Source organism: Kluyvera sp. CHPC 1.2972 (assembly GCF_036759925.1).
Lineage (GTDB): Bacteria > Pseudomonadota > Gammaproteobacteria > Enterobacterales > Enterobacteriaceae > Kluyvera.
In genome coordinates this window covers 1-19989 of the sequence record NZ_JAPKIB010000006.1, presented here as the reverse complement: position 1 = coordinate 19989, position 19989 = coordinate 1, and the positions used below count along the sequence as shown (strand labels likewise).

At 55.5% G+C, this 19989-nt stretch carries 20 protein-coding genes; 12 read left to right on the top strand and 8 right to left on the bottom strand.

Features of this window, described 5'->3' with window-relative positions:
* Positions 1-3 precede the first annotated feature (3 nt).
* From lpxA to tilS, 8 genes are all read left to right on the top strand, one after another.
* Positions 4-792 carry an acyl-ACP--UDP-N-acetylglucosamine O-acyltransferase gene (gene lpxA, locus V6944_RS11690; RefSeq protein WP_333499069.1) on the top strand — a complete coding sequence of 263 codons (789 nt, stop codon included), beginning with the start codon at positions 4-6 and terminating at the stop codon, positions 790-792.
* Positions 792-1940 (top strand): lipid-A-disaccharide synthase, encoded by a 1149-nt coding sequence (lpxB, locus tag V6944_RS11685; protein WP_333499068.1) that lies wholly within the window; start codon positions 792-794, stop codon positions 1938-1940. The genes lpxA and lpxB overlap by 1 nt, the downstream gene beginning before the upstream one ends.
* Positions 1937-2533 carry a ribonuclease HII gene (gene rnhB / locus V6944_RS11680; RefSeq protein WP_220440828.1) on the top strand — a complete coding sequence of 199 codons (597 nt, stop codon included), beginning with the start codon at positions 1937-1939 and terminating at the stop codon, positions 2531-2533. Before lpxB ends, rnhB begins: the two co-directional genes overlap by 4 nt.
* Before the next feature lie 36 nt (positions 2534-2569).
* Positions 2570-6052: a DNA polymerase III subunit alpha gene (dnaE, locus tag V6944_RS11675; RefSeq protein ID WP_333499067.1), complete on the top strand. Its 3483-nt coding sequence runs from the start codon at positions 2570-2572 to the stop codon at positions 6050-6052.
* A 12-nt stretch (positions 6053-6064) separates the two neighbouring features.
* Positions 6065-7024, top strand: coding sequence for an acetyl-CoA carboxylase carboxyl transferase subunit alpha (gene accA, locus V6944_RS11670; RefSeq protein ID WP_220440826.1), 960 nt, complete (start codon positions 6065-6067; stop codon positions 7022-7024).
* A 105-nt stretch (positions 7025-7129) separates the two neighbouring features.
* Complete coding sequence (ldcC, locus tag V6944_RS11665) at positions 7130-9268, top strand: lysine decarboxylase LdcC (protein ID WP_333499066.1); 2139 nt, start codon at positions 7130-7132, stop codon at positions 9266-9268.
* Between the two features lie 62 nt (positions 9269-9330).
* The gene (locus V6944_RS11660) at positions 9331-9720 is read left to right on the top strand and encodes a VOC family protein (protein ID WP_333499065.1); all 390 of its coding nucleotides are present in this window, start codon (positions 9331-9333) and stop codon (positions 9718-9720) included.
* Positions 9721-9783: 63 nt separating this feature from the next.
* Positions 9784-11100 carry a tRNA lysidine(34) synthetase TilS gene (tilS, locus tag V6944_RS11655; protein ID WP_333499233.1) on the top strand — a complete coding sequence of 439 codons (1317 nt, stop codon included), beginning with the start codon at positions 9784-9786 and terminating at the stop codon, positions 11098-11100.
* A 1-nt stretch (position 11101) separates the two neighbouring features.
* Here the strand turns inward: tilS and rof are convergent, their stop codons facing one another.
* Entirely contained in the window at positions 11102-11362 is a 261-nt protein-coding gene (rof, locus tag V6944_RS11650; protein WP_035891978.1) for a Rho-binding antiterminator, read from the bottom strand.
* Positions 11349-11549, bottom strand: a complete 201-nt coding sequence (locus V6944_RS11645) for a YaeP family protein (protein WP_035891979.1) — start codon at positions 11547-11549, stop codon at positions 11349-11351. Before V6944_RS11645 ends, rof begins: the two co-directional genes overlap by 14 nt.
* A 176-nt stretch (positions 11550-11725) precedes the next feature.
* On the opposite strand from V6944_RS11645, the gene V6944_RS11640 reads away from it, so the two are divergent.
* Genes V6944_RS11640 through nlpE form a run of 3 tightly spaced genes read left to right on the top strand, consistent with a single transcriptional unit; the run spans position 11726 to position 13419 of the window.
* Positions 11726-12271 carry a YaeQ family protein gene (locus V6944_RS11640; protein WP_333499064.1) on the top strand — a complete coding sequence of 182 codons (546 nt, stop codon included), beginning with the start codon at positions 11726-11728 and terminating at the stop codon, positions 12269-12271.
* On the top strand, positions 12268-12681 hold the full coding sequence (gene arfB, locus V6944_RS11635) for an alternative ribosome rescue aminoacyl-tRNA hydrolase ArfB (protein WP_333499063.1): 414 nt from the start codon (positions 12268-12270) through the stop codon (positions 12679-12681). The genes V6944_RS11640 and arfB overlap by 4 nt, the downstream gene beginning before the upstream one ends.
* Before the next feature lie 36 nt (positions 12682-12717).
* Complete coding sequence (nlpE, locus tag V6944_RS11630) at positions 12718-13419, top strand: envelope stress response activation lipoprotein NlpE (RefSeq protein ID WP_333499062.1); 702 nt, start codon at positions 12718-12720, stop codon at positions 13417-13419.
* 108 nt (positions 13420-13527) lie between these two features.
* Here nlpE and proS read toward each other — a convergent pair whose 3' ends face one another.
* The 6 genes from proS to metN all read right to left on the bottom strand — a co-directional run bounded on the left by proS (position 13528) and on the right by metN (position 19114).
* Complete coding sequence (gene proS / locus V6944_RS11625; protein ID WP_333499061.1) at positions 13528-15246, bottom strand: proline--tRNA ligase; 1719 nt, start codon at positions 15244-15246, stop codon at positions 13528-13530.
* Positions 15247-15359: 113 nt separating this feature from the next.
* The gene (gene tsaA, locus V6944_RS11620) at positions 15360-16067 is read right to left on the bottom strand and encodes a tRNA (N6-threonylcarbamoyladenosine(37)-N6)-methyltransferase TrmO (RefSeq protein WP_185669204.1); all 708 of its coding nucleotides are present in this window, start codon (positions 16065-16067) and stop codon (positions 15360-15362) included.
* Entirely contained in the window at positions 16064-16468 is a 405-nt protein-coding gene (gene rcsF / locus V6944_RS11615; RefSeq protein ID WP_185669203.1) for an Rcs stress response system protein RcsF, read from the bottom strand. The genes tsaA and rcsF overlap by 4 nt, the downstream gene beginning before the upstream one ends.
* Before the next feature lie 111 nt (positions 16469-16579).
* On the bottom strand, positions 16580-17395 hold the full coding sequence (gene metQ / locus V6944_RS11610; protein WP_333499060.1) for a methionine ABC transporter substrate-binding lipoprotein MetQ: 816 nt from the start codon (positions 17393-17395) through the stop codon (positions 16580-16582).
* Positions 17396-17436: 41 nt separating this feature from the next.
* Positions 17437-18090, bottom strand: coding sequence for a methionine ABC transporter permease MetI (locus V6944_RS11605; protein ID WP_185669202.1), 654 nt, complete (start codon positions 18088-18090; stop codon positions 17437-17439).
* A complete protein-coding gene (gene metN, locus V6944_RS11600; RefSeq protein ID WP_220440821.1) occupies positions 18083-19114 on the bottom strand; it encodes a methionine ABC transporter ATP-binding protein MetN in 1032 nt (343 codons plus the stop codon). The genes V6944_RS11605 and metN overlap by 8 nt, the downstream gene beginning before the upstream one ends.
* 188 nt (positions 19115-19302) lie before the next feature.
* Here metN and gmhB point away from each other — a divergent pair, with 188 nt between their 5' ends.
* Positions 19303-19866, top strand: a complete 564-nt coding sequence (gene gmhB / locus V6944_RS11595; protein WP_333499059.1) for a D-glycero-beta-D-manno-heptose 1,7-bisphosphate 7-phosphatase — start codon at positions 19303-19305, stop codon at positions 19864-19866.
* Positions 19867-19989: the final 123 nt, after the last annotated feature.

Genomic DNA, 19989 nt, shown 5'->3' with positions numbered 1-19989 from the left:
TCCGTGATTGATAAAACCGCCTTTATCCATCCTACCGCCATTGTGGAAGAGGGTGCCGTTATCGGCGCTAACGCCCACATTGGTCCGTTTTGTATTGTGGGGCCAAACGTCGTTATCGGCGAAGGCACCGTACTGAAGTCTCACGTTGTTGTTAACGGCCATACCACTATTGGACGTGATAACGAGATCTATCAGTTCGCCTCTATCGGGGAAGTTAACCAGGATCTGAAATATGCTGGTGAACCAACTCGCGTGGAAATTGGCGATCGCAACCGCATTCGCGAAAGCGTCACCATTCACCGTGGCACGGTACAGGGCGGTGGATTGACGAAGGTGGGCAGCGATAACCTGCTGATGATCAACGCCCACGTGGCGCACGATTGCACCGTAGGTAACCGCTGCATCCTGGCCAATAACGCGACCCTCGCGGGCCACGTCTCGCTTGATGATTTCGTTATCATCGGCGGCATGACCGCCGTGCACCAGTTCTGCATTATCGGTGCGCACGTGATGGTCGGCGGCTGTTCTGGCGTTGCTCAGGACGTTCCACCGTACGTTATTGCTCAGGGCAACCACGCGACGCCGTTTGGCGTCAACATCGAAGGCCTGAAGCGCCGCGGCTTTAGCCGTGAAGCGATCACCGCGATCCGCAACGCCTATAAAGCGTTGTACCGCAGTGGCAAAACGTTGGACGAAGTGAAACCGGAAATCGCCGAACTGGCGAAGCAGTATCCGGAAGTTCAGCCATTTAGCGATTTCTTCGCCCGCTCTACGCGTGGCCTGATTCGTTAATGACTGAGCAGCGTCCGCTCACGATTGCCCTGGTCGCCGGAGAAACCTCCGGCGATATTCTTGGTGCAGGTCTGATTCGCGCCCTCAAGGCGCGAGTTCCCAACGCCCGCTTTGTCGGCGTTGCGGGCCCACGTATGCAGGCTGAAGGTTGCGAAGCCTGGTACGAAATGGAAGAGCTGGCGGTGATGGGCATCGTTGAAGTGCTGGGGCGACTGCGTCGTCTGCTGCACATCCGCGCCGATCTGACCAAACGCTTTACCGATCTCAAGCCCGACGTCTTTGTCGGCATTGATGCCCCCGATTTCAATATCACCCTTGAGGGCAACCTTAAGAAGCAGGGGATCAAAACCATTCACTACGTCAGCCCGTCTGTCTGGGCCTGGCGACAGAAACGCGTCTTCAAAATTGGCAGAGCCACCGACCTGGTGCTCGCATTTCTGCCTTTTGAAAAAGCGTTTTATGACAAATTTAACGTCCCGTGCCGCTTTATCGGTCATACCATGGCGGATGCCATGCCGCTCGATCCGGATAAAAATGCCGCGCGGGATACGCTGGGCATTGCCCACGACGTACACTGCCTGGCGCTGTTACCCGGCAGCCGCGGTGCTGAAGTGGAAATGCTCAGCGCTGACTTTTTGAAAACCGCGCAGCTTTTGCGTCAGCAGTATCCTGACCTTGAGGTTGTGGTGCCGCTGGTGAATGCGAAGCGTCGCGAACAGTTTGAACGTATCAAGGCCGAAGTGGCACCGGATCTCTCCATTCATATGCTGGACGGCATGGCGCGTGAAGCGATGATCGCCAGCGATGCCGCGCTGCTGGCCTCCGGGACGGCGGCGCTGGAGTGTATGCTGGCGAAATGCCCGATGGTGGTGGGCTATCGCATGAAGCCGTTCACCTTCTGGCTGGCGCAGCGTCTGGTGAAAACCGACTACGTCTCTCTGCCAAACTTGCTCGCCGGCCGTGAGCTGGTGAAGGAGTTGTTGCAGGACGAATGCCAGCCGCAGGCGTTAGCCGACGCGCTGCAGCCGCTGCTGGCAAACGGTAAGACCAGCCACGCGATGCACGATACGTTCCGCGACCTGCACCTGCAAATTCGCTGCAATGCGGATGAACAGGCGGCAGATGCGGTGCTGGAGCTTGCACAATGATTGAATTTGAATATCCCCATACCCATTTAGTCGCGGGTGTGGATGAAGTGGGTCGCGGCCCGCTGATCGGCGCGGTGGTGACTGCAGCGGTCATCCTCGACCCTGCGCGTCCGATAGTTGGCCTGAACGACTCCAAAAAGCTGAGCGAAAAACGCCGCCTGGCGCTGTTTGATGAAATCAAAGAAAAAGCGCTATGCTGGAGCCTTGGTCGCGCAGAGCCGCATGAAATCGACGAACTGAATATCCTGCATGCCACCATGCTGGCGATGCAGCGCGCCGTTGCCGGGCTCGCTATCCCGCCGGAATATGTGCTGATCGACGGCAACCGCTGCCCGGCGCTGCCAATGCCGTCGATGGCGGTCGTGAAAGGCGATAGCCGAGTGGCGGAAATCAGCGCCGCGTCTATTCTCGCTAAAGTGACGCGAGACGCCGAAATGACCGAGCTGGATAAAGTGTTCCCGCAGTACGGTTTTGCCCAGCATAAGGGCTATCCAACCGCCTTCCATCTGGAAGCGCTGGCGCAATATGGCGCTACCGAGCATCATCGACGCAGCTTCGCTCCCGTCAAACGTGCACTGGGACTTGCGTCCTGATTCGTGTGTCGTGAATAAGTAAACCGGAATCTAAAGATGGCTGAACCACGTTTCGTGCACCTGCGGGTGCATAGCGACTACTCCATGATCGATGGGCTGGCAAAAACCGGACCGCTGGTGAAAAAGGCGGCCGCGCTTGGCATGCCTGCGCTGGCGATCACCGATTTTACTAACCTGTGCGGCCTGGTGAAGTTCTACGGAGCGGGCCACGGTGCCGGGATCAAGCCGATCGTCGGCGCGGATTTTAACGTTCAGAGCGAACTGTTTGGCGACGAACTTACCCATTTAACGGTGCTGGCGGCCAATAATACTGGCTACCAGAACCTGACGCTGCTGATCTCCAAAGCCTACCAGCGCGGCTACGGTGCGGCGGGTCCGATCATCGATCGTGACTGGCTGGTTGAGTTGAAAGAGGGGCTGATTTTGCTCTCCGGCGGCCGTATGGGCGACGTCGGACGCGGCCTGCTGCGCGGTAATATGGCGCTAGTGGATCAGTGCGTTGATTTTTATGAAGAACATTTTCCTAACTGCTATTTCCTCGAGCTGATTCGTACTGGTCGTCAGGATGAAGAATCTTACCTGCATGCGGCGGTTGAGCTGGCGGAAACGCGCGGTCTGCCGGTAGTGGCGACTAACGATGTGCGCTTCCTTGAGCCGGGCGACTTCGATGCGCACGAAATCCGCGTCGCCATTCACGATGGTTTCACTCTCGACGACCCGAAACGTCCGCGTAACTACTCCGCGCAGCAATACATGCGCAGCGAAGACGAGATGTGCGAGCTGTTCTCAGACATCCCAGAAGCGCTGGAAAACAGCGTTGAGATAGCCAAGCGCTGTAACGTCACGGTGCGTCTGGGCGAGTACTTCCTGCCGCAGTTCCCGACCGGCGATATGACCACCGAGGACTTCCTCGTCGTCAAATCACGGGAAGGTCTGGAAGAACGTCTGGCATTTCTGTTCCCCGATCCGAAAGTGCGCGAAGAGAAGCGCCCGCCGTACGATGAACGTCTGGAGATAGAACTTAAAGTTATCAACCAGATGGGCTTCCCCGGCTACTTCCTGATCGTGATGGAATTTATCCAGTGGTCGAAAGATAACGGCGTGCCGGTTGGGCCGGGCCGTGGTTCCGGCGCGGGTTCTTTAGTGGCCTATGCGCTGAAAATTACCGACCTCGATCCGCTGGAGTTTGACCTGCTGTTCGAACGCTTCCTTAACCCGGAACGTGTCTCAATGCCCGACTTCGACGTCGACTTCTGCATGGAGAAACGTGACCAGGTTATCGAGCACGTGGCGGAGATGTACGGCCGTGATGCGGTATCGCAGATCATCACCTTCGGTACTATGGCGGCGAAAGCGGTTATCCGCGACGTAGGCCGCGTTCTGGGCCACCCGTACGGCTTCGTTGACCGTATCTCGAAGCTGGTGCCGCCCGATCCGGGAATGACGCTGGCGAAAGCTTTTGAAGCTGAACCGCAGCTGCCGGAAATTTACGAGGCGGATGAAGAGGTTCGCGCGCTGATTGATATGGCGCGTAAGCTGGAAGGTGTCACCCGAAACGCCGGTAAACACGCCGGTGGCGTGGTTATCGCACCGACCAAAATTACCGACTTTGCGCCGCTGTACTGCGATGAGCAGGGTCTACACCCGGTTACCCAGTTTGATAAGAACGACGTCGAATACGCCGGGCTGGTGAAGTTCGACTTCCTCGGCCTGCGTACGCTCACCATCATCAACTGGGCGCTGGAGATGATCAACGCCCGGCGTGAGCGTAACGGCGAGCCGCCGCTGGATATCGCGGCCATTCCGCTCGACGATAAGAAAAGCTTTGATATGCTGCAGCGCTCGGAGACCACCGCGGTCTTCCAGCTTGAATCCCGCGGCATGAAAGACCTGATTAAACGTCTGCAGCCTGACTGCTTCGAAGATATGATCGCACTGGTGGCCCTGTTCCGTCCGGGCCCGCTGCAGTCAGGGATGGTAGACAACTTTATCGACCGTAAACACGGGCGTGAAGAGATCTCTTACCCGGACGTGCAGTGGCAGCATGAATGTCTGAAGCCGGTACTGGAGCCAACGTATGGCATCATCCTGTACCAGGAACAGGTGATGCAGATTGCCCAGGAGCTTTCCGGCTACACTCTCGGCGGCGCGGATATGCTGCGTCGTGCAATGGGTAAGAAAAAGCCGGAAGAGATGGCCAAGCAGCGCGGCACCTTTGAAGAAGGGGCGAAAAGTCGCGGTGTTGATGGCGAACTGGCGATGAAAATTTTTGACCTGGTAGAGAAATTCGCCGGTTACGGGTTTAACAAATCGCACTCCGCTGCTTATGCTTTAGTCTCCTATCAGACGCTGTGGCTGAAGGCGCACTATCCGGCCGAGTTTATGGCAGCGGTAATGACCGCCGATATGGATAACACCGAGAAGGTGGTTGGCCTGGTGGATGAATGCTGGCGAATGGGGCTAAAAATCCTGCCGCCGGATATCAATTCCGGTTTATATCATTTCCACGTTAATCATGACGGGGAAATCGTGTATGGTATCGGCGCGATTAAGGGCGTGGGTGAAGGCCCCATTGAAGCGATCATCGAAGCGCGTAACAACGGCGGCTACTTCCGCGAGCTGTTTGACCTTTGCGCGCGCACCGATACCAAAAAGCTCAACCGCCGGGTGCTAGAAAAATTGATCATGTCCGGGGCGTTCGACCGCCTTGGCCCACACCGCGCCGCGTTGATGAATTCGTTGGGCGATGCGTTAAAAGCGGCTGACCAGCACGCGAAAGCGGAAGCCATTGGTCAGGCGGATATGTTCGGCGTGTTGGCCGAAGAGCCAGAGCAGATCGAGCAGTCCTATGCGAACTGCCAGCCCTGGCCTGAACACACGGTACTGGAAGGTGAGCGGGAAACGTTAGGCTTATACTTGACGGGTCACCCGATTAACCAGTATCTCAAAGAAATTGAGCGCTATGTCGGCGGCTATCGCCTGAAAGACATGCATCCGACAGAACGTGGTAAAGTGACTACGGCTGCGGGGCTCGTGATTGCCTCAAGGGTTATGGTCACCAAGAGAGGTAATCGTATCGGTATCTGTACCCTGGATGACCGATCCGGACGGTTAGAGGTGATGTTATTCACCGAAGCCCTGGAAAAATACCAGCATCTGCTGGAAAACGACCGCATACTTATCGTCAGCGGACAGGTCAGCTTTGATGACTTCAGCGGCGGCCTTAAAATGATGGCCCGCGAAGTGATGGACATTGACGAAGCCCGGGAAAAATACGCTCGCGGGCTTGCTATCTCGCTGACGGACAGGCAAATTGATGACCAGCTTTTAAACCGACTCCGTCAGTCTCTGGAACCCCATCGTTCGGGAACCATTCCAGTACATCTCTACTATCAGAGGGCGGATGCACGTGCGCGGTTGCGTTTCGGTGCAACCTGGCGTGTCTCTCCGAGCGATCGTTTACTCAACGATCTGCGTGGCCTCATCGGTTCGGAGCAGGTGGAACTGGAGTTTGACTAATACAGGAATACTATGAGTCTGAATTTCCTTGATTTTGAACAGCCGATTGCAGAGCTGGAAGCGAAAATCGATTCTCTGACTGCGGTTAGCCGTCAGGATGAGAAACTGGATATTAATATCGACGAAGAAGTGCATCGTCTGCGTGAAAAAAGCGTAGAGCTGACGCGCAAAATCTTTGCCGATCTCGGCGCATGGCAGGTAGCCCAACTGGCGCGCCATCCGCAGCGCCCGTACACCCTGGATTATGTCCGCCTGGCGTTTGATGAATTTGACGAACTGGCGGGCGATCGCGCCTATGCTGACGATAAAGCTATCGTTGGCGGTATCGCACGTCTGGACGGTCGTCCGGTGATGATCATTGGTCATCAGAAAGGTCGCGAAACCAAAGAGAAGATTCGCCGTAACTTCGGCATGCCGGCGCCGGAAGGCTACCGCAAAGCCCTGCGTCTGATGGAGATGGCAGAGCGCTTCAACATGCCTATCATCACCTTCATCGACACCCCGGGTGCTTACCCTGGCGTGGGCGCGGAAGAACGCGGTCAGTCCGAAGCTATCGCACGCAACCTGCGTGAGATGTCTCGTCTGAGCGTACCGGTTATCTGTACCGTTATTGGTGAAGGCGGCTCCGGCGGCGCGCTGGCTATCGGTGTGGGCGATAAAGTGAATATGCTGCAGTACAGCACCTATTCCGTTATCTCTCCGGAAGGCTGTGCGTCCATTCTGTGGAAGAGCGCCGACAAAGCACCACTGGCAGCAGAAGCTATGGGTATTGTTGCACCGCGTCTGAAAGAGCTGAAGCTTATCGACTCTATCGTTCCAGAACCGCTGGGCGGCGCACACCGTAACCCAGAAGTCATGGCGGCATCCCTAAAGGCACAGCTGCTGGCTGACCTTGCGGATCTCGACGTACTGAGCAAAGAAGATCTGCTGAACCGTCGCTATCAGCGCCTGATGAGCTACGGCTACGCCTAACGATTTCGTTAAGACCTTGCTGAAAAGGGCCACAGTTTGTGGCCCTTTTTTATTGTCTGCGTTCTACCTGCGCTATGATAGGTAAAGGATTTCCAGGAGGAACGCATGAATATTATCGCCATTATGGGCCCGCACGGCGTCTACTACAAAGACGAACCGATTAAGGAGCTGGAAGGCGCACTGCTGGCGCAAGGCTTCAAAATTATCTGGCCACAGAACAGTGCCGACCTGCTGAAGTTTATCGAACACAACCCGCGTATCTGCGGGGTGATTTTTGACTGGGACGAATACAGCGTCGATCTCTGCGGTGAGATCAATCAGCTTAATGAATATCTGCCGCTCTACGCTTTTATCAATAATCACTCGACGATGGATGTTAGCGCACACGACATGCGCATGGCGCTGTGGTTCTTTGAATATGCGCTGGGCCAGGCCGACGATATCGCCACGCGCATCCGCCAGTACACCGATGAGTATCTCGATAACATCACGCCGCCGTTCACTAAAGCCCTGTTTACCTATGTCACGGAAGGTAAGTACACCTTCTGTACGCCGGGGCATATGGGCGGGACGGCCTATCAGAAAAGCCCGGTGGGCTGCCTGTTCTATGATTTCTTCGGTGCGAATACCCTGAAGGCTGACGTGTCGATTTCCGTCACCGAACTGGGTTCGCTGCTGGATCACACCGGTCCGCATCTTGAAGCCGAAGAGTATATCGCCCGCACCTTTGGCGCCGAGCAGAGCTATATGGTGACCAACGGTACCTCAACCTCGAACAAAATCGTTGGCATGTATGCCGCGCCGAGCGGCAGTACGCTGCTGATTGACCGTAACTGCCACAAGTCGCTGGCGCACCTGCTGATGATGAACGACGTTGTGCCGCTATGGCTGAAGCCGACGCGCAACGCGCTGGGGATTCTTGGCGGCATTCCGAAGCGCGAGTTTACCCGCGATAGCCTGCAGCAGAAGGTGAACAGCACCGATGGCGCTGAGTGGCCGGTGCACGCGGTGATCACCAACTCCACCTACGACGGCCTGCTGTATAACACCAACTGGATTAAACAGACGCTGGACGTGCCGTCGATTCACTTCGACTCGGCCTGGGTGCCTTATACCCATTTCCACCCGATCTATCAGGGCAAAAGCGGCATGAGCGGCGATCGGGTGCCGGGCAAGGTTTTCTTCGAAACTCAATCCACCCACAAGATGCTGGCGGCGCTGTCGCAGGCCTCACTCATCCACATTAAGGGCGACTACGACGAAGACACCTTCAATGAAGCCTTCATGATGCACACCTCCACCTCGCCGAGCTACCCGATCGTTGCCTCGATAGAGACAGCGGCGGCCATGCTGCGCGGTAACCCCGGAAAAAGGCTGATCAATCGCTCGGTGGAACGCGCGCTGCATTTCCGTAAAGAGGTTCAACGCCTGCGCGAAGAGTCGGACAGCTGGTTCTTTGATATCTGGCAGCCGGAAGCGATTGATGAAGCGGAGTGCTGGCCGGTGTCACCGGGTGAGACGTGGCACGGGTTTAGCGATGCCGACGCCGATCATATGTTCCTCGACCCGGTGAAAGTGACGATCCTGACGCCGGGAATGGATGAACAAGGCAACATGAGCGATGACGGTATTCCGGCGGCGCTGGTGGCGAAATACCTTGATGAGCACGGCGTGGTGGTGGAAAAAACCGGGCCGTACAATCTGCTGTTCCTGTTCAGTATCGGGATCGATAAGACCCGTGCGATGGGGCTGCTGCGTGGGCTCACTGAGTTTAAGCGCGCCTACGATCTTAACCTGCGGGTCAAAAACATGCTGCCGGATCTCTACGCCGAAGATCCGGACTTCTATCGCAATATGCGTATTCAGGATCTGGCGCAGGGGATCCATCGCTTGATTCGCCAGCACGATCTCCCGCGCTTAATGCTGCGTGCGTTCGATGTGCTGCCGGAGATGAAGCTCACGCCGCATCGGGCGTGGCAGAAACAGATCAAAGGCGAGGTGGAAACGGTCGCGCTGGAAGATCTGGTCGGGCGCGTTTCGGCCAATATGATCCTGCCGTATCCGCCGGGAGTTCCGCTGCTGATGCCGGGTGAGATGATCACCGAAGAGAGCCGTTCGGTGCTCGACTTCCTGCTGATGCTCTGCTCCGTTGGGCGACATTATCCGGGCTTTGAAACCGATATTCACGGTGCAAAACGCGATGAAAATGGCGTCTATCGTGTGAGAGTCCTAAAAAACCATTGAGGGGTTGCGTGATAACGGCCTGCACGAGTAACGTGCTGATAAACGGTTAACGGAGACAAACGATGTTGGGACTAAAACAGATTCATCACATTGCCATTATTGCGGCCGATTACGCTAAGAGTAAGTCCTTCTACTGCGACATTCTTGGCTTTACGCTGCAAAGCGAAGCGTATCGGGAAGCGCGTGATTCATGGAAAGGCGACCTGGCGCTAAACGGGCAGTATGTGATTGAGCTGTTCTCCTTCCCGTTCCCGCCAGCGCGTCCAAGCCGCCCGGAAGCCTGCGGCCTGCGTCATCTGGCGTTCAGCGTGGATGACATTGATGCAGCGGTGGTGCACCTTGAGGCGCATGGTGTCGCTTGTGAAGAGATCCGTATCGACCCGTTTACCGATAAACGTTTTACCTTTTTCAACGATCCAGACGGTCTGCCGCTGGAGCTATACCAGCAGTAAGGCTTGCCACTGAGCGCCCGGCCCGGTAACGTGCCGGGCTATATCTCCCATTACGACACCGCCATGACATCATCTTCGATCGCGCAACGACTCTCACCGCACCGCCAGTTTCTGGTGGCGTTCAGCGGTGGCCTCGATTCAACGGTGCTGTTGCATCAATTGGTCTGCTGGCGACAGCAGGAGCCAACGGTATCGCTGCGTGCAATCCATATTCACCATGGTATTAGCCTGAACGCCGATAGCTGGGTAGAACACTGCCAGCAGGTCTGCACGCAATGGCAGGTGCCGCTGGTGGTGGAGCGGGTGACACTGGCGCAGAGTGGCATTGGTCTGGAGGCTGAAGCCAGAACCGCGCGCTATCAGGCGTTTCGCGAGGTGCTTATGCCCGGTGAAGTGCTGGTCACCGCACAGCATCTGGACGACCAAAGTGAAACCCTATTGTTAGCGCTTAAACGCGGCAGCGGACCGGCCGGGCTTTCGGCAATGCCAACGCATGCGGCGTTTGGTGACACACAGCTCATTCGCCCGTTGCTACAAGAAACCCGAGCGGCGTTGCTGCAGTGGGCACAGACGCATGCGCTGACGTGGATTGAGGATGAGAGCAATCAGGACGACGCCTACGACCGCAATTTCCTGCGTTTGCGCGTCCTGCCGTTACTCAATGCCCGCTGGCCCCACTTTGCCGAAGCGGCGGCCAGAAGCGCGGCGCTCTGCGGTGAACAGGAACAGCTGCTGGATGAACTACTGGCGGATGAGCTTGCACGGCTGCGTACGGATGCCGGGACGTTGACCATTGAACCAATGATGGCAATGAGTGCGCCAAAACGGGCGGCGATTTTGCGCCGCTGGCTGGCGTGGCACGATGCGCCGATGCCTTCGCGTGAGATGCTCGCGCGGGTATGGCAGGAGGTGGCGCTGGCGCGGGAAGACGCGACGCCTTGCCTGCGTTTGGGCAACTTCGAGGTTCGCCGCTATCAGCAGCAGCTGTGGTGGGTGAAGGCGCAGGAGGGGCAAACGGAATCGGTGCTGGAATGGGCTGACCGCACGATGCCGCTGGTGCTGCCGGGGGACCTTGGTGAGCTGCACTGCATCGCCGGAGGCAACATTCGCTCACCGCAGGCAGATGAACCGGTTTCCGTGCGGTTTAAAGCGCCTGGGATGCTGCATATTGTCGGGCGCCATGGTGGCCGTAAGCTAAAGAAAATCTGGCAGGAACTGGGGGTGCCGCCCTGGCTGCGCGATACCACGCCGCTGCTGTTTTATGGTGAAACGCTTATTGCGGCTGCCGGTGTCTTTGTTACGGTCGATGGGGCGTGTGAAGCAGGTGAGGGCATTGCGCTGAGGTGGGATAAAACGGGCAGCGACGCCGCCCGTGATTGAATCATGATTCGCTAACGACCACGGTCCCGATTTCGGGGTGGCTGAAGCTGGTAATACGGTCGAGGCGCAGTTCGCGCAGTTCACCCGCGCTATCGACGACCAGATATTCCACGTTCTTACGCGATAACAGATCATGAGCCTTTGCTTGCAGCACTTCGCCGTCTTTCAGCTCCAGTGACAGGACGAGGTGGTGCTGGCAGGCGAGCTCAAGATTGTCATAGTCATCACAATTGATGGGTTGATAAGTATCATTCATCGACATAATCGCTCACCAGTAAGTTTGCCGCCGCATACGCGGCTTTTTCCCTGATTGATTCGGAAATGGCATTATCCGCCGCAACATCGTTCAACACTTTCAGTACACAACCTAGCGCATCCGGGATATACCCCAAATCACCGCTCGCAATCTCTGCGTAGCGTTGACGAATCAACTCACAATAGTTGCCCACGTGCCCTCCTGTCTGCGCTTCAATAAGCCTATGAAGATAATCTCTGTTTAGCAAGGTGACTATATCATACTCATTTAAGCATTATCAGCGGGATGAGTGACGGCGGATGCAATTCAGGACAGCCTTTTGGCCCTGATTTCGCTACAATGAGCCCCATTTTTCGCAGGAGTGAAGTCATGGCGCTGAAAGCAACAATTTATAAAGCGGTGGTGAATGTCGCGGATCTCGACCGCAACCAGTTTCTGGACGCGTCGTTAACGCTGGCTCGCCATCCTTCCGAAACCCAGGAGCGCATGATGCTACGCCTGCTGGCGTGGATTAAGTACGCGAATGAACGTCTGCAGTTTACCCGCGGGCTCTCTTCTGAAGACGAGCCGGAAGTGTGGCTACGTAACGATCACCTGGGCATCGATCTGTGGATTGAACTGGGTCTGCCGGACGACCGTCGAATTAAAAAAGCCTGCAGTTTGTCTCAGGAGGTGGCGTTGTTCACCTACAATAGTCGTGCTGCGGAAATCTGGTGGCAGCAGAACCAGAACAAGATGGCGGGCTTTAAAAACCTGACGGTCTGGTACCTTGACGATGAACAGCTAGCGAAGCTGAGCGCCTTTGCCGAGCGTACTATGACGCTACAGGCGACGATTCAGGAAGGCGCGATCTGGCTTTCTGGCGCTCAGAATAATCTGGAAATTCATCTGACGCCGTGGCAACTGCCGGCATGATTGTCATCTCCCGGCAGGTGAGCATCCCGGACACGGAGCTGACGATTACCGCCATCCGGGCACAGGGGGCGGGCGGTCAGCACGTGAATAAGACCTCAACGGCAATTCACCTGCGTTTTGACATCCGGGCCTCCAGCCTGCCAGAGTATTATAAAGAGCGCCTGCTCGAAGCTAGCCACCACTTAATTTCTGCCGATGGTGTGATTATTATTAAGGCGCAGGAGTACCGCAGTCAGGAAATGAACCGTGAAGCGGCGATAGCTCGCCTGGTTTCGGTTATCCAGACGCTGACCGCAGAACAAAAAAGCCGACGACCGACGCGCCCAACCCGGGCATCGAAGGAGCGGCGGCTGACGTCGAAAGCGCAAAAGTCTTCTGTGAAGAACATGCGCGGTAAAGTTCGCTATTAAGCCGGACGTGGATGTAATAAGAATAAGGAATTGAGGGTGAAAAAAGCGATATTGGCCATTGCGGCCACGGGGATGCTGTTTGGGCTTTTCGGATGCAACCATTCGGAAGTGAATACGCTAAAACCGACTCAAGCGGCTGAATTAACGCCGATGCAGCAAAGCTGGCGTGGCGTTATCCCTTGCGCCGACTGCGAAGGTATTGAAACCTCGCTGTTCCTTGAGAAGGATGGTACCTGGGTGATGAACGAACGCTATCAGGGTGTGAGCCGCGACCCGTCGTCGTTTGGTTCCTACGGTACCTGGGCGCGCACCGCCGATAAGCTGGTGCTGACCGACAGCGAAGGCGAGAAGTCTTACTATCGCGCGAAGGGCGAAAAGCTGGAGATGCTTGACCGCGAAGGTAATCCGATCGAGTCAAAGCTTAACTACACGCTGGAACCGGTGAAAGCGAGCCTACCAACCACGCCGATGGCGATGCGCGGAATGTACTTCTATATGGCCGATGCGGCCACCTTCACCGATTGTGCGACCGGTCAGCGTGTGGCGGTAGCCAATAACGCGCAACTGGAACGTGATTACGCCGCCGCACAGGGCAGCGACAGCAAGCCGATTCTGCTGGTGGTCGAAGGGCACTTTACCGTGGAACCGAATCCGGATACCGGTGCGATGGTGAAAACGTTAGCGACCGATAAAGCCGGGACGTTTGCCCCGGGTAAAGACTGTACCAGCGCGAAGTAACGGTATTTATAGACCGGGATAAACACAAATAAAAAGCCTCGCAAATGCGAGGCTTTTTTGTCGCCCGGACGAGGCGGTAACGCCGACTCCGGGAAGGCTCCGAGCGGATCAGCCTTTAATGGCTTTCACCAGGTAATCCACGATATCGCCGGTTTTAATCAGCTGCTTCTCGCCGTTACGACGGTATTTGTATTCGATATCGTCGTTATCGAGGTTACGGTCGCCCAGCACGATGGTGTGAGGAATACCGATAAGCTCCATATCCGCGAACATCACGCCTGGACGCTCTTTACGATCATCCATCAGCACTTCGATACCCTGTGCGCGCAGCTCAGCGTACAGCTTCTCAGCCAGCTCCTGAACGCGGTAGGACTTGTGCATGTTCATTGGCAGAATGGCAACCTGGAACGGCGCAATGGCGTCTGGCCATACGATGCCGCGGTCGTCAAAGTTCTGCTCAATGGCAGCAGCAACCACGCGAGTCACACCGATACCGTAGCAGCCCATCGTCAGGGTCTGGTTACGACCGTCTTCGCCCTGTACGGACGCTTTCATCGCTTCGGAGTACTTGGTACCCAGTTGGAAGATGTGGCCCACTTCGATCCCGCGTTTAATCAGCAGCGTACCTTTACCATCTGGGCTTGGGTCGCCAGCGACAACGTTACGAATGTCAGCCACTTCTGGCGTCGCCACGTCGCGATCCCAGTTGATGCCGAAGTAGTGTTTACCGTCGATGTTAGCGCCAGCCGCGAAATCGCTCATCACGGCAACAGTACGGTCGATAATGACCGGAATCGGCATGTTGATTGGGCCGAGAGAGCCTGGACCGGCTTTCACCAGTGCACGAATCTCTTCTTCCGTGGCGAAGGTCAGCGGGCTGGCTACCTGTGGCAGTTTTTCCGCTTTCACTTCGTTCAGTTCGTGATCGCCGCGAACCAGCAGGGCAACCAGCGGAGACTTGCTGCCTTCAACCGCTTTCACCAGCAGGGTTTTCACGGTCTTCTCGATTGGCAGATTGAACTGCTCAACCAGCTCGGCGATGGTTTTCGCGTTTGGCGTATCAACCAGGGTCATTTCCTGGGTAGCTGCTGCGCGAGGCTCTTTCGGTGCCACGGCTTCAGCGAACTCGATGTTTGCCGCGAAGTCGGAAGAGTCAGAGAAGATCACATCGTCTTCGCCGCTCTGCGCCAGCACCTGGAATTCGTGAGAAGCGCTGCCGCCGATAGAACCGGTATCAGCCTGTACTGCACGGAAATCCAGACCCATACGGCTAAAGATTTTGCTGTAGGCCGCGTACATCGCGTCGTAGGTTTCCTGCAGAGATTCCTGAGAAGTATGGAAAGAGTAGGCATCTTTCATCAGGAACTCGCGGGAACGCATCACGCCGAAACGTGGACGCACTTCGTCACGGAATTTGGTCTGGATCTGATAGAAGTTCAGCGGCAGTTGTTTGTAAGAGCTCAGCTCGTTACGAATCAGGTCGGTGATGACTTCTTCGTGGGTTGGACCCAGTACGAATGGACGATCGCCACGGTCTGCAATACGCAGAAGTTCCGGGCCGTACTGTTCCCAGCGGCCGCTCTCTTCCCACAGTTCAGAAGGCTGAACTACCGGCATTAACACCTCGATCGCACCGGCGTTGTTCATCTCTTCACGCACGATGTTTTCGACTTTTTTCAGGACGCGCACGCCGGTCGGCAGCCAGGTGTATAACCCGGAGGCCAGCTTGCGGATCATCCCGGCGCGCAGCATCAGCTGGTGGCTGATAACCTCGGCGTCGGCAGGTGTCTCCTTTAGAGTGGAGAGCAGGTATTGGCTAGTACGCATGTTGTTACGGTTCCAGTTGAACGATCGAACAGGCTCAAGTCGAGCCTGGCACAAAAACAAAAGTGATTTAGTTTACCAGCGAGAAAGGGATGTCAAAAGAGAGCGCGGCGAAATTACCGGGCTTCCAGGGCAAAGACCTCAAATCCTGACGGTGTTACGCGCCAGCGGACGTTAAAGTCCAGCAGCCAGACGGCGTAGGTTTTCCCCTCTTCCTCATTCTTACGATAGGCCGGACGCGGGTCCTGGGCCAGCACTTCGGCAATAAAACGACGTAAATGCGGGTAGCGTTTTTCCAGACCAATAAGCTGCTGGGCAATCTCATCGCTGAAGGTGACCTCAACATCGGCCTGCGGCGCATCCTGAGCGTAGCTGGCACGAGCGTCAGGAAGCGATTCGGCGAACGGCAGGTAGGGCTTAATATCGACGACCGGCGTACCGTCCACTAAATCAAGCCCGCCGAGTTCCAGAATGACGTGTTCTTTCTGGCAGCGGACGCCGCGCAGCTCAACCAGCGACATCCCGATAGGGTTCGGACGGAAGGTGGAACGGGTGGCGAATACGCCCATCCGTGCATTTCCGCCGAGACGGGGTGGTCGCACCGTGGGACGCCAGCCGCCTTCCATCGTTTGATGGAAAACGAACAGTACCCACAGATGGCTGAACGCTTCCAGGCCGCGTACGGCATCGGCCTGGTTGTAGGGGGGCAGCAGGTGCAGCTCACCGCTGCAGCTTTTGACCAGCCCCGGCTGGCGAGGTACGGCAAACTTCTCTTTATAAGGAGAACGGATAACGCCTATTTGTTCAAAAACGAATGGGCTCATTGCGCGCTGACGTTAAGGGCTGAACCGACGCAGACCGCCTGACGGTAGCAGCCAGGCGCACCGCTGGTGACTTCGCAGCTGTGCAACAGCACCGCATTGGCTTTCATTTTAGAGGCGTTAATCTGCATGCGTTTGCGTGCAGTTGGAATATTGGGTGGTGAATCCTGATTAGTGGCCTGACATGAATCACCGGAGACTTCGCCCAGATCGCGGAACGGTTTACCGACCAGATCTTCGGCGTTGGTGATAATTCTCACCGGCGTAGCGCGTGGCGCTTTAGGTTTCGCGGTCTCCGTTTTCGCGGGGGTCGCAGTGCTTTGAATAGGTTCAACAGGAGATCTGTTTAGCATGGAACAGCCACCTAACAGGAGCGCTAATAAACAGACCGGTAAAGCACGCATAGTAATTCCTCTATAAAGGGTAGACCAGAGGGGCTATTGAATCAGGTGCTTGCATAAATGACAAGACGGGCATGCGCCCGTCTTGAAAGATACTGCTTAGCGGTAATGCGATTACCAGCCTTTAACAGCGCCGCCGTTAAAGATTTTGTTCGCTGCTTCGTACACTTCGTCAGACTGGTAAGCCTGGACGAATTTCTTCACGTTTTCAGCGTCTTTGTTATCTTCGCGGGTCACGATCAGGTTCACGTACGGAGAGTCTTTACCTTCAACGAAGATACCGTCTTTCGCCGGGGTCAGGTTGATCTGGCTGGCGTAAGTGGTGTTGATAACGGCCAGAGCAATCTGCGCATCGTCCAGGGAACGTGGCAGCTGCGGTGCTTCCAGCTCAACAATCTTCAGGTTTTTTGGGTTTTCGGTGATGTCCAGTGCGGTTGGCAGCAGACCCACGCCATCTTTCAGTTTGATCAGGCCCACTTGCTGCAGCAGCAGCAGGGAACGGCCAAGGTTAGTCGGGTCGTTTGGAACCGCAATCTGAGAGCCCGGCTGCAGTTCGTCCAGAGATTTGATTTTCTTGGAGTAGCCTGCGATTGGATAAACGAAGGTGCTACCGACGGAAACCAGTTTGTAGCCGCGGTCTTTGATCTGCTGATCCAGGTATGGTTTGTGCTGGAAGGCGTTGGCGTCGATGTCGCCTTTGCTCAGCGCTTCGTTTGGCAGAACGTAATCGTTGAAGGTAACCAGTTCAACGTCCAGGCCGTATTTTTCTTTCGCGACTTTCTGGGCAACTTCAGCAACCTGCTGTTCTGCACCGACGATCACGCCGACTTTAATGTGGTTTGGATCTTTCTCGTCCTGGCCGCAACCAACAAGAGCCAGAGAACCAATCAGGGCCCCAACTGCCGCAAAGGTTTTAAAATTGAACGCCATGCTTATTATCCTTAAACTTTTGAGTTGTGTTGTGTGTAACGCTATTTATGAGTGACTGCCCGAACGATACGATCGCCAGATACTTGAATTAAATAAACCAGAACGACCAGCAATACCAGCACTGTATTCATCACGACTGCATTATATCCAATGTAGCCATACTGATAGCCAATCTGCCCCAGACCACCGGCACCGACGGCACCGCCCATGGCGGAGTAGCCAACCAGCGTAATCAGCGTGATGGTTGCCGCGTTGACCAGACCTGGTAGCGCTTCTGGCAGCAGGACTTTCCTCACGATCTGCATCGGTGTGGCACCCATTGCGCGGGAAGCTTCAATCAGCCCGGTAGGGATTTCCAGCAGGGCGTTTTCCACCATACGTGCAATAAACGGTGCTGCACCCACCGTCAGCGGAACGATTGCCGCCTGCAGGCCGATAGAGGTACCGACAATAATGCGGGTAAATGGAATCATCCAGACCAGCAGGATAATGAACGGGATGGAGCGGAAGATATTCACCAGCGCAGAGAGAATACGGTAGAGTTTGCCGTTCTCAATGATTTGCCCCGGACGCGTGGTATATAAAAGCACGCCGACCGGCAGACCAATCACGAAGCCGAAAAAGCCCGACACGAATGTCATCGCCAGCGTTTCCCAGACGCCGCGCGCCAGTAACCACATCATGGCCTCAGACATAACCCAGTACCTCTACTTTTACATGGTGTTGCTGCAGCCAGGCAATGGCTGCTTGCGTATCTTCAGGCGTGCCGTGCATTTCCGTCAGCATAATGCCGAACTTCACGCCGCCCGCGTAATCCATCTGCGCGCTAATAATGTTGTTGTTCACGTTAAAGCGACGTGCGGTTTCCGACAGCAGCGGAGCATCAACCGAATGGCCGGTAAACTCCATGCGCAGCATCGGTACGCTATCGGCAGTCTGTGCTTCTTTCAGACGCGCCTGGTAATCTTCTGGAATATCCAGATGCAGCGTGGACTGAATAAACTGCTGTGCCAGCGGTGTTTTCGGATGAGAGAAGACTTCGCTCACCGTATCCTGCTCGATAAGCTCGCCGTTGCTGATAACCGCTACACAGTCGCAGATGCGCTTTACCACATCCATTTCGTGGGTGATGAGCAGAATCGTCAGGCCCAGGCGACGGTTAATGTCTTTCAGCAGCTCGAGGATGGAGCGTGTGGTTGCCGGATCCAGTGCGCTGGTGGCTTCATCACACAGCAGAACCTTCGGGTTGCTGGCCAGCGCACGGGCAATCGCCACGCGCTGTTTTTGCCCACCGGACAGGTTCGCCGGGTAGCTATCATGCTTGTCGCCCAGACCGACGAGGTCCAGCAGCTCAGTGACGCGACGCTTTACTTCATCTTTAGGCGTGTTATCGAGTTCCAGCGGCAGCGCAACGTTGCCGAATACCGTGCGTGAAGAGAGCAGGTTAAAGTGCTGGAAGATCATGCCAATCTGGCGACGCGCTTTGGTCAGCGCCGCTTCGGACAGTGCGGTAAGTTCCTGGCCGCCAACCTGAACGCTGCCTTCTGTCGGGCGTTCAAGCAGGTTAACGCAGCGAATCAGCGTACTTTTACCTGCACCGGATGCGCCAATGACGCCATAAATTTGTCCCGCAGGCACGTGCAGGCTAACGTTGTTCAGCGCCTGAATGGTGCGGTGGCCCTGCTGGAACACCTTGGTGATATTCGAAAGTTTAATCATTAGATTATTTATTATCGGTTAGGAGTTATCCGTGGCATTTTCTTCTGCCAGAGACGGGCGATGACCGTCAACAAAACGGATGTTAAGGCATCTAGACGGCTAAATCAATCTGATTTATGCGATCGACGCTTTCTTGCCTGTCGAAACATGCGATACTAAGAATACATGCCTTATTCAGGAGCAACACGGTGGCAAAGTCTGTACCCGCTATTTTTCTCGATCGTGACGGCACGATTAATGTCGATCATGGCTACGTTCATGAAATCGATGAATTTGAGTTTATTGATGGCGTTATCGACGCCATGCGCGAATTAAAAGAGATGGGCTATGCGCTGGTGCTGGTCACTAACCAGTCCGGTATCGCTCGCGGGAAGTTTACCGAAGCGCAGTTCGAAACGCTGACGGAATGGATGGACTGGTCTCTGGCAGACCGTGGTGTCGATCTGGATGGTATCTACTATTGCCCACACCACCCGCAGGGAACAGTAGAAGAGTACCGCCAGGTGTGTGATTGCCGTAAACCGCATCCAGGGATGTTTAAATCCGCGCAGGAGTTTCTGCACATTGATATGGCTTCTTCTTATATGGTCGGTGACAAAGTAGAAGACATGCAGGCAGCTACTGCGGCGAACGTGGGCACTAAAGTGCTGGTGCGTACGGGGAAACCTGTCACCGAAGAAGCGGAAAAAGCCGCGGATTGGGTGATTAATAGCCTTGCTGACCTGCCTGCTGCTATCAAAAAGCAGAAATAAGCGGCAGAAAGGCGAAAAGGTGAGCTGTTGAAAGAAAAATGCATTTTTCCTCTTGTCAGCCTGAATTAACTCCCTATAATGCGGCCCCACTGAGACGGAACAACGGCAAACAAGCCGCCGGGT

Excerpts from the sequence above, each read along its gene's own strand:
- lpxB (WP_333499068.1), top strand. The coding sequence starts at position 792 with ATGACTGAGCAGCGTCCGCTCACGATTGCCCTGGTCGCCGGAGAAACC.
- rnhB (WP_220440828.1), top strand. The coding sequence starts at position 1,937 with ATGATTGAATTTGAATATCCCCATACCCATTTAGTCGCGGGTGTGGAT.
- dnaE (WP_333499067.1), top strand. The coding sequence starts at position 2,570 with ATGGCTGAACCACGTTTCGTGCACCTGCGGGTGCATAGCGACTACTCC.
- accA (WP_220440826.1), top strand. The coding sequence starts at position 6,065 with ATGAGTCTGAATTTCCTTGATTTTGAACAGCCGATTGCAGAGCTGGAA.
- ldcC (WP_333499066.1), top strand. The coding sequence starts at position 7,130 with ATGAATATTATCGCCATTATGGGCCCGCACGGCGTCTACTACAAAGAC.
- V6944_RS11660 (WP_333499065.1), top strand. The coding sequence starts at position 9,331 with ATGTTGGGACTAAAACAGATTCATCACATTGCCATTATTGCGGCCGAT.
- tilS (WP_333499233.1), top strand. The coding sequence starts at position 9,784 with ATGACATCATCTTCGATCGCGCAACGACTCTCACCGCACCGCCAGTTT.
- rof (WP_035891978.1), bottom strand. The coding sequence starts at position 11,362 with ATGTCGATGAATGATACTTATCAACCCATCAATTGTGATGACTATGAC.
- V6944_RS11640 (WP_333499064.1), top strand. The coding sequence starts at position 11,726 with ATGGCGCTGAAAGCAACAATTTATAAAGCGGTGGTGAATGTCGCGGAT.
- arfB (WP_333499063.1), top strand. The coding sequence starts at position 12,268 with ATGATTGTCATCTCCCGGCAGGTGAGCATCCCGGACACGGAGCTGACG.
- proS (WP_333499061.1), bottom strand. The coding sequence starts at position 15,246 with ATGCGTACTAGCCAATACCTGCTCTCCACTCTAAAGGAGACACCTGCC.
- tsaA (WP_185669204.1), bottom strand. The coding sequence starts at position 16,067 with ATGAGCCCATTCGTTTTTGAACAAATAGGCGTTATCCGTTCTCCTTAT.
- rcsF (WP_185669203.1), bottom strand. The coding sequence starts at position 16,468 with ATGCGTGCTTTACCGGTCTGTTTATTAGCGCTCCTGTTAGGTGGCTGT.
- metQ (WP_333499060.1), bottom strand. The coding sequence starts at position 17,395 with ATGGCGTTCAATTTTAAAACCTTTGCGGCAGTTGGGGCCCTGATTGGT.
- V6944_RS11605 (WP_185669202.1), bottom strand. The coding sequence starts at position 18,090 with ATGTCTGAGGCCATGATGTGGTTACTGGCGCGCGGCGTCTGGGAAACG.
- metN (WP_220440821.1), bottom strand. The coding sequence starts at position 19,114 with ATGATTAAACTTTCGAATATCACCAAGGTGTTCCAGCAGGGCCACCGC.